Genomic DNA, 6,143 nt, shown 5'->3' with positions numbered 1-6,143 from the left:
GCGAGAAGTGTTTACTTAGGCTATCCAAGTGGCCTCGATTAACTACTTTCTCCTGCATATTTTTATAGCCAGCTTTGGACTTACGATAGTTCTTAACTTGTTGATTAAATGCTTTTCGATTTTTTCTTTGGCTGTTAATGCCTTCGTGTTGGGTAGGTGTCTCTTGAATCCCTTGATCGACAAACGATTTTTCACTAATCCGATCCGGAATATTTTTTTGTGCTAAGAACTGATTAACACTCAACGCCCAATTTTTTCGCCACTCATTAATTTTTTCCTTTTTATCCCAATCAACCAACCAAATTTTTCTTTGTTTTGGAAACCCGCTTTTGGTTAAAAGTTGCTTGCCATTTTCATCTTTAATGTACTGCGTCTTTGCTTTTAATCCCCAACTACCATCGGGGTTAAATGGGCGATTGGTTAACATCACATGTGCATGCGGATTGTCTGGGTGATCGCGATGAATTGCTACGTCAGCTACCATACCTTGATCGGCAAAATTTTCTTGCACATATTTTGTCAGTAATTCTTTCTGTTCGGATTCACTGAATTCTACCGGTAAAGCTACGTTAAATTCTTTTGCATACCGTGAGTTTGATTTACGATCTTTCTTTTCAACTTCATTCCATAATTGTTCTCGATTACTGGCCCATTCTGGTGCGTTTTTTGGGGTTAAAATAAAGCTTTCTGGCATAACCGAGCGGGCATAAAAATAGTGGCGGCCTTCTTGATTATCAAATAATTTTTCACCACTTCGATAAGCGGCACTGGCAATGGCACTGCGTCCTTTACCAGCACTAATATTACTAAAACTCATATGAAATATTGCCATGTTAGTCACCTCTTTACTTTGATTCTATGGGTTTTCTTCTGTTGTCGACATCGGCGACTTCTAATAACAGTATTTTTGGGTTAGTACAACATAGAATTCATTCTATGTGTAAGTGCGCATTGACCTCGTTTCACTCGGTCTTCTGATTCTCTTAACTTTAACTTAGTGTATGCCTTCCGCTTCGCTATTTCAACTTTTATCCTTTGACTTAACATTCTCTGTATGATATAGTTTCGGTGATTATTTCTAATATGATTGGAGAGATCGTTATGTCTCAAAGCAACTTAGAAAAACAAGAAGCTAAATTAAAAGCCCTTAATCAAAAAATTAAGGACGAAAAAAATAAGATTGAACAACGGCTCGGTAAACAAATCATCAGTCAAGCAAATTTAGATTATGCTAATTTGTCTAACGATCAGATTAAGCTTTTAGGCAAGCAATTTTCTGAATTTTTAAAGGTAAAGTCCGTAGATCATTAGCCATACGAGATGGGGAAATTCCATGTCTAATCAATATGAAAAACTAGTCGAGCAGCAAGCGCGTTTAAAACAAAAAATTGAGCGGGAAGATTTTAAATTACGGCAATCTAAATACTATGAAAATCGGCAAGCCCGCAAAGCCCGTTCTCGCCGATTAATTGAAAAAGGGGCTTTATTAGAAAAGTACTTTCAAGCTAATAACCTCTCGGTCGAACAAACCGAAGAACTTTTAAAAAAATTTGCCAATTACGTTAATGCCCATAAACCGGATAAATTAAAAAACGATCAACCTAATAACTAGGCCGATCGTTTTTATTTTCTGGATCATTTTTAGGCTTTACTTCTGGGTTTTGATCTGCAAAATTTTGTAACTGCTTTTGCACCTTTTCTGGATAAGTAATATTTTGGTTTATCCAAGGAAAATGCCTCAAATCGTTCTTAAAACTTGTCCCTTCTCTCTTGCATAAACAGAGGTAAACTTTTCGCTATTATCATAGATCATGACCTTATCAGATTTAAAGGCCACTAATGGCAAATTATGTTTGGATTGCTGATAACGTTTCTTGATCGTTGCTACTGGAACACCGTGGCCACCTTTTTGTACCCGTTCGTTGACCCTTTGGATAGCTAAATTTTCATCTCGCAAAGCAACATATAATAAAGTCACTTCAAAGCCATTTTTGTGAGCTTTGTCAATCAAATTAAGTTGAGCTTTGCCTCTACCTGCCAGTGTTGTTTCTACGTGAATACTTTGCTGGTGATCTAAAGCATAGTGTAGTTGTTTGATTTCTTCTTTAATGGCTTTTAAGTTGTCACTATCTTTATGCCAACCGCCACCCATTTGTCTTAAAAGTTCATCAGCGTTAATCCGTTTTGTTTTGTCAAACAAGATGGAAAATGTATCGTATAGCGTACTTTTTCCTGCTCCGTTAATACCAGCAACAATTATATATTGGGGTTTATCTATCAACGGGCAAAGTCCTTTCGCTTAATAACCTCATCTTGCCTTTTATCTAAAAAGTAGGTATATAAAGCGTCATATACTTTGCGCTTTTCTGGATCTGGCTCATGTAATGACTTATCAAGTAAATCTTTTAAATCAGTTTCTTTGGCAATTTCAAAAAAGTCATTAATTGTGATTGTATCTTTCATGTTCATCACACTCCCCAGTTATTAATTTATTTAATCTGATAAGCCATTAGTCCTCATCTGGATCATTGAGCCAATCAGCGACTTCTTTAGCGTCTTTGAACTCTGTTACTGGTGTCTCTTTGGTAGCCTTTAAAAGGCTTAAATTAGCTCTTTCGGCTTCGCTCAGGGCTGGTTTAAACGGTAATGCTGCGTCAGCTACGATCCGCTTATAAAACATATTGATCGCGGTAGTTGGGTTTAGACCTAACTGGCTTAAAACGGCTTCGGTATTATCTGCCAATTCTTTGTCAATCTGGACTTGTACGCGTTTCTTTTCCTTAACTGCCATGATTTTCTCGCCCCCCTTTTATTACTACTCACATTATACTAATCTTTGAGTATCATCTCAATTAGCCTGCTTCTTTAAAAGTTGTGAATTTAAGTTTGCTGTCCTTTCCGCAATGGCACTTATACAACGTTCCTAAAGTGCCCGTAAGCGCATTTTAAAACTCGTTTAATATAATTATGCTCTATCTGTTTAAAACAGCTTAAATGGCCTTATATAGCTTTTTAGTTTTAAGCACGCTCATCGTTAGGGTGTTTGGCCGCATATTCTCTAGCCGCTTGTTTATTCCACCAAGCGCCAATTCAGCCACTCAAGGTGTCTATTTTTGCTTCTAAGCGATTTTAAAGCGATTTTAATATAATTATGCATGTAACACTTAAAACGGCTTAAATGAGCTTATATGCCGTTTGATTTTAAAATCATTCATTGTCAGCGTTCTGCTCCTCGGGGTGTTTAGCAACATATTCTCTTGCCGCTTGTTTATTCCACCAAACGCCAAATAGGTTTTGCATGGTGCCGTATAAGTAGTTTTCCACGTTCTTGATGTGCTTCTCATTGCTTCTTAGGGCGTTAAAGTAGCGTCTCAAGGCTTTAGTCATCAAAGGTTTTAGTTCTTCATCATCAAGTGGGATTATGACACCAATATCTTTGTGATCTTTCTCAACTCGGTACTTAGCATTTAAGATAATGCCAATGAAGCGCCGCATTTGTTGCGGAGTGCGGCACCAGAAACTTAGTAATTGCACGGCTTCGGGTTCTAAGAAAACCGGTAAGCCACTGTCTTCATCAGTTAAGAAGTCATTAGCATGGTTCACCAAATCCTGGTTTTGCTTTTGAATTTCTGCTGGTGAAAAATGGGCTGTGGAAAAGTCCAACTTTTGAGTATCTATATTGTATCTATTAGTATCTAAATTATTAGTATAGTCTAGATCTTGTCTCTTTTTGAGAAGTCCGCTTGTATCAAGGGATTCAGACGTATCAGAAACGGTATCATGCGGGTTTCTCTTTTTGAGAAGTCCGCTTGTACCAAGGGGTTCAACGGTATCATGCGGGTTTCTCTTTTTGAGAAGTCCGCTTGTACCAAGGGGTTCAGGCGATTTTAATGGCTCTCGCTTAATATAAACGTCTTTTGCTGTTACTTCCAAATCTGCCAAATATAATCTATTTGGTTCGTTTTTGCCTGATCTTGGATTAAACCCCATATGTTTTTGATACAAAAGGTTTGCGTCCATTAATTCGTGTTTAATCTTATTGATTTTATTATTTGACCAGTTTCGTAAATCTTTTAGTTCATTGTTTGTGTATATGAAATATACGTTGTTATTTTCGTCAACCCAATTATTGCTTAGTGAGTAACTTAGACGATCGCGTAACACCGAATAAAGTAAAATGGCACTATCGCTAAGATCCTTATATTTTTCCCCTTGGAGTAAGATCTGCGGCAAAGCGTAGAACTTTACTTCATAGGCTCTTTTAGCATTTGTAAAGTTAAAGTTTGATTGATCCATAATAAAAGCTCCCTTTCTTAACTGACACACGCCGTCTTAAAAGAGAGTTGCTAAAACACCTGACTTGTTTTAAAATACAAATCTGATATGCTTTAACTGAATCACAAAGCGAACATTGGACGTGATCGGCTTTGTAAATTCACCGGCATGTGTCTATTCTGGGTTGCCTATACGGCAACTTTTTTAATTTCTAACAACAAAAATGGACTAAATAGCATTGGTTAGCTACTTAGTCCATTGGATTTAATTTGTTTTTAACTATCCTTCACTTGTCCCATAGGACTGGTTTGCGGTATAATTAACCTACAAATTAAGAACAATGTTCAGACGATTTTAACTTGGCGGTCTAAATTGTCTGAATCTAAGTAGCTCTCTATTAGCTACTTGCTAAACCTAAAATCCCCGATTCCTCGTGAATCGGGGATTTTTCTGTTTAGCTTGATCTCTTTATTTGGTTGTTAAATTAATCTTAGTCTAGCATAGCGCTTACTTACAGGCAACCGTATTTGGTTCAGTGCACTTTACTAGCTTTTACCTAAGCGCAAATTAATCAAGAAAATAAATTGTGTATTTACTTGTTTGATTAATTATTTATTTAATTGCTAAATTGCATCTATGATTGAAGCTAAGAATTCTGAACGATTTTTAAATCCGTTTTTTCGGGCAGCCGTATCCATTTTTTTAAGTTGACTTTCAGTAATTGAGAAGGTCACTGATCGCTTACGCTCTACTTCCTTTCGGCTGATATTTTTCAAAAATGCGACTGCATCTTTCTTGTTGTCTTTCAATGTAGTTTCGTAACTTTCTCTCATTTCTTCGTCTTTTTTATGATTGAATGAATCTAAACTCATAATCTAACTCTCCTTACTTGGTTTTATTTGCTAATTCTTGAAAAAGATGATCGGCGTGTTCTATGAACTTTTGATTTTGCTTTAAAATGGATTCATCATGATTGGCTAATTCAAATATTGAAGCGTGCCTTGCAGTAGCTTTATTAAAGAGCTCTCTTTCAGGAATTATAGTTGCGACTGTTTCATCGCCTTCTATGTGTTTTAGCAAATCGCGAGACATGCTTGTATTATGTCTAATCATATTACCGATAAAGAAAAGCTTTGCGTCAACGTAAGTTTCGCCAGTTCGATAATCAAAAAGTGATTTTCTGAATTTTTCGAGTCGTGTTTCTAGGTCAAACTTAGCATTGTAGCCATGTTCACTGGGTGTAATGGGACTAAGCAGGTAATTACTGATAGCAATAGCGTTTTTAGTGATGGTGCTAAAATCTGGGTGCGTATCAATTAAGATATAGTCATAGTCGGTTAAGCTTAATGAATCGGAGTTGTTTTTAAACCACATGAACAACATCATTTCTTTGTTACTGTTATTTTCTAGATAACTTCCTAAAACATCTAGGTCTATAAAACCGGCTATTAAATCTAGATTCGGTCCGACACTGTCAATTTTTACTTTTTGAGCATTGTCATTTTCTTTAAACGCTTCAGCGATGGTATTGTTTCGTCGTGTCTTTTCAAAAACGGTTGTTAAATTGCACTGATGGTCTAAATCGATTAATAGAACCTTCTTACCATGTTTGGCTAACCAATCACCATAATTTAAAGTCAAGGTTGTTTTACCAACACCACCCTTGATAGCAGTAAAAGTAATAATCTTCATCTTGATACCTCCTTCATCTAGCTTAATTATATCATTAGCATACAAATAAATAAACAATTTATTAAATAATTAACGTAATGGCTTTGGCCGGCTTAATCACGTACTTCGGCAATATCAACATCACTCATTCCCGGCTGATAAGGCTTAAACTAGTCTGATATGATTAACACTTCTTT

At 36.4% G+C, this 6,143-nt stretch carries 8 protein-coding genes and 1 pseudogene; 2 read left to right on the top strand and 7 right to left on the bottom strand.

Annotated features, from left to right (window positions below; genetic code table 11):
- On the bottom strand, positions 1 to 832 hold an 832-nt coding region (gene mobQ, locus KGF70_RS16315), incomplete at its 3' end, for a MobQ family relaxase (RefSeq protein WP_216786507.1).
- Positions 833 to 1,083: 251 nt separating this feature from the next.
- Here mobQ and KGF70_RS16310 point away from each other — a divergent pair.
- Both KGF70_RS16310 and KGF70_RS16305 read left to right on the top strand, forming a co-directional pair.
- Positions 1,084 to 1,311, top strand: a complete 228-nt coding sequence (locus KGF70_RS16310; protein WP_216786506.1) for a hypothetical protein — start codon at positions 1,084 to 1,086, stop codon at positions 1,309 to 1,311.
- Positions 1,312 to 1,333: 22 nt separating this feature from the next.
- Positions 1,334 to 1,612, top strand: a complete 279-nt coding sequence (locus KGF70_RS16305; protein WP_216786505.1) for a hypothetical protein — start codon at positions 1,334 to 1,336, stop codon at positions 1,610 to 1,612.
- Here the strand turns inward: KGF70_RS16305 and KGF70_RS16300 are convergent.
- The 6 genes and pseudogenes from KGF70_RS16300 to KGF70_RS16275 form a co-directional block, all read right to left on the bottom strand.
- Positions 1,602 to 2,281: pseudogene (locus KGF70_RS16300) on the bottom strand (zeta toxin family protein). The gene KGF70_RS16305 and the pseudogene KGF70_RS16300 overlap by 11 nt on opposite strands.
- Positions 2,278 to 2,463 carry a hypothetical protein gene (locus KGF70_RS16295; protein ID WP_099722359.1) on the bottom strand — a complete coding sequence of 62 codons (186 nt, stop codon included), beginning with the start codon at positions 2,461 to 2,463 and terminating at the stop codon, positions 2,278 to 2,280. The pseudogene KGF70_RS16300 and the gene KGF70_RS16295 overlap by 4 nt, the downstream one beginning before the upstream one ends.
- Before the next feature lie 46 nt (positions 2,464 to 2,509).
- A complete protein-coding gene (locus tag KGF70_RS16290; RefSeq protein ID WP_010014831.1) occupies positions 2,510 to 2,791 on the bottom strand; it encodes a type II toxin-antitoxin system RelB/DinJ family antitoxin in 282 nt (93 codons plus the stop codon).
- 416 nt (positions 2,792 to 3,207) lie between these two features.
- The gene (locus KGF70_RS16285; RefSeq protein ID WP_216786504.1) at positions 3,208 to 4,296 is read right to left on the bottom strand and encodes a replication initiator protein A; all 1,089 of its coding nucleotides are present in this window, start codon (positions 4,294 to 4,296) and stop codon (positions 3,208 to 3,210) included.
- Between the two features lie 602 nt (positions 4,297 to 4,898).
- The gene (locus KGF70_RS16280) at positions 4,899 to 5,147 is read right to left on the bottom strand and encodes a ribbon-helix-helix domain-containing protein (RefSeq protein ID WP_002825834.1); all 249 of its coding nucleotides are present in this window, start codon (positions 5,145 to 5,147) and stop codon (positions 4,899 to 4,901) included.
- A gap of 13 nt (positions 5,148 to 5,160) precedes the next feature.
- The gene (locus tag KGF70_RS16275) at positions 5,161 to 5,967 is read right to left on the bottom strand and encodes a ParA family protein (RefSeq protein ID WP_010010267.1); all 807 of its coding nucleotides are present in this window, start codon (positions 5,965 to 5,967) and stop codon (positions 5,161 to 5,163) included.
- Between the last annotated feature and the right edge of the window lie 176 nt (positions 5,968 to 6,143).

The organism is Lactiplantibacillus sp. 7.2.4 (assembly GCF_018991185.1).
Taxonomy (GTDB): Bacteria; Bacillota; Bacilli; order Lactobacillales; family Lactobacillaceae; genus Lactiplantibacillus; species Lactiplantibacillus pentosus.
Note: the sequence above shows the minus strand (reverse complement) of the source record. Positions and strands in the feature narration are given on the sequence as shown.

Bases quoted from the DNA above. Each gene is read 5' to 3' on its own strand.
- KGF70_RS16310 (WP_216786506.1), top strand. From the start codon at position 1,084: ATGATTGGAGAGATCGTTATGTCTCAAAGCAACTTAGAAAAACAAGAA.
- KGF70_RS16305 (WP_216786505.1), top strand. From the start codon at position 1,334: ATGTCTAATCAATATGAAAAACTAGTCGAGCAGCAAGCGCGTTTAAAA.
- KGF70_RS16295 (WP_099722359.1), bottom strand. From the start codon at position 2,463: ATGAAAGATACAATCACAATTAATGACTTTTTTGAAATTGCCAAAGAA.
- KGF70_RS16290 (WP_010014831.1), bottom strand. From the start codon at position 2,791: ATGGCAGTTAAGGAAAAGAAACGCGTACAAGTCCAGATTGACAAAGAA.
- KGF70_RS16285 (WP_216786504.1), bottom strand. From the start codon at position 4,296: ATGGATCAATCAAACTTTAACTTTACAAATGCTAAAAGAGCCTATGAA.
- KGF70_RS16280 (WP_002825834.1), bottom strand. From the start codon at position 5,147: ATGAGTTTAGATTCATTCAATCATAAAAAAGACGAAGAAATGAGAGAA.
- KGF70_RS16275 (WP_010010267.1), bottom strand. From the start codon at position 5,967: ATGAAGATTATTACTTTTACTGCTATCAAGGGTGGTGTTGGTAAAACA.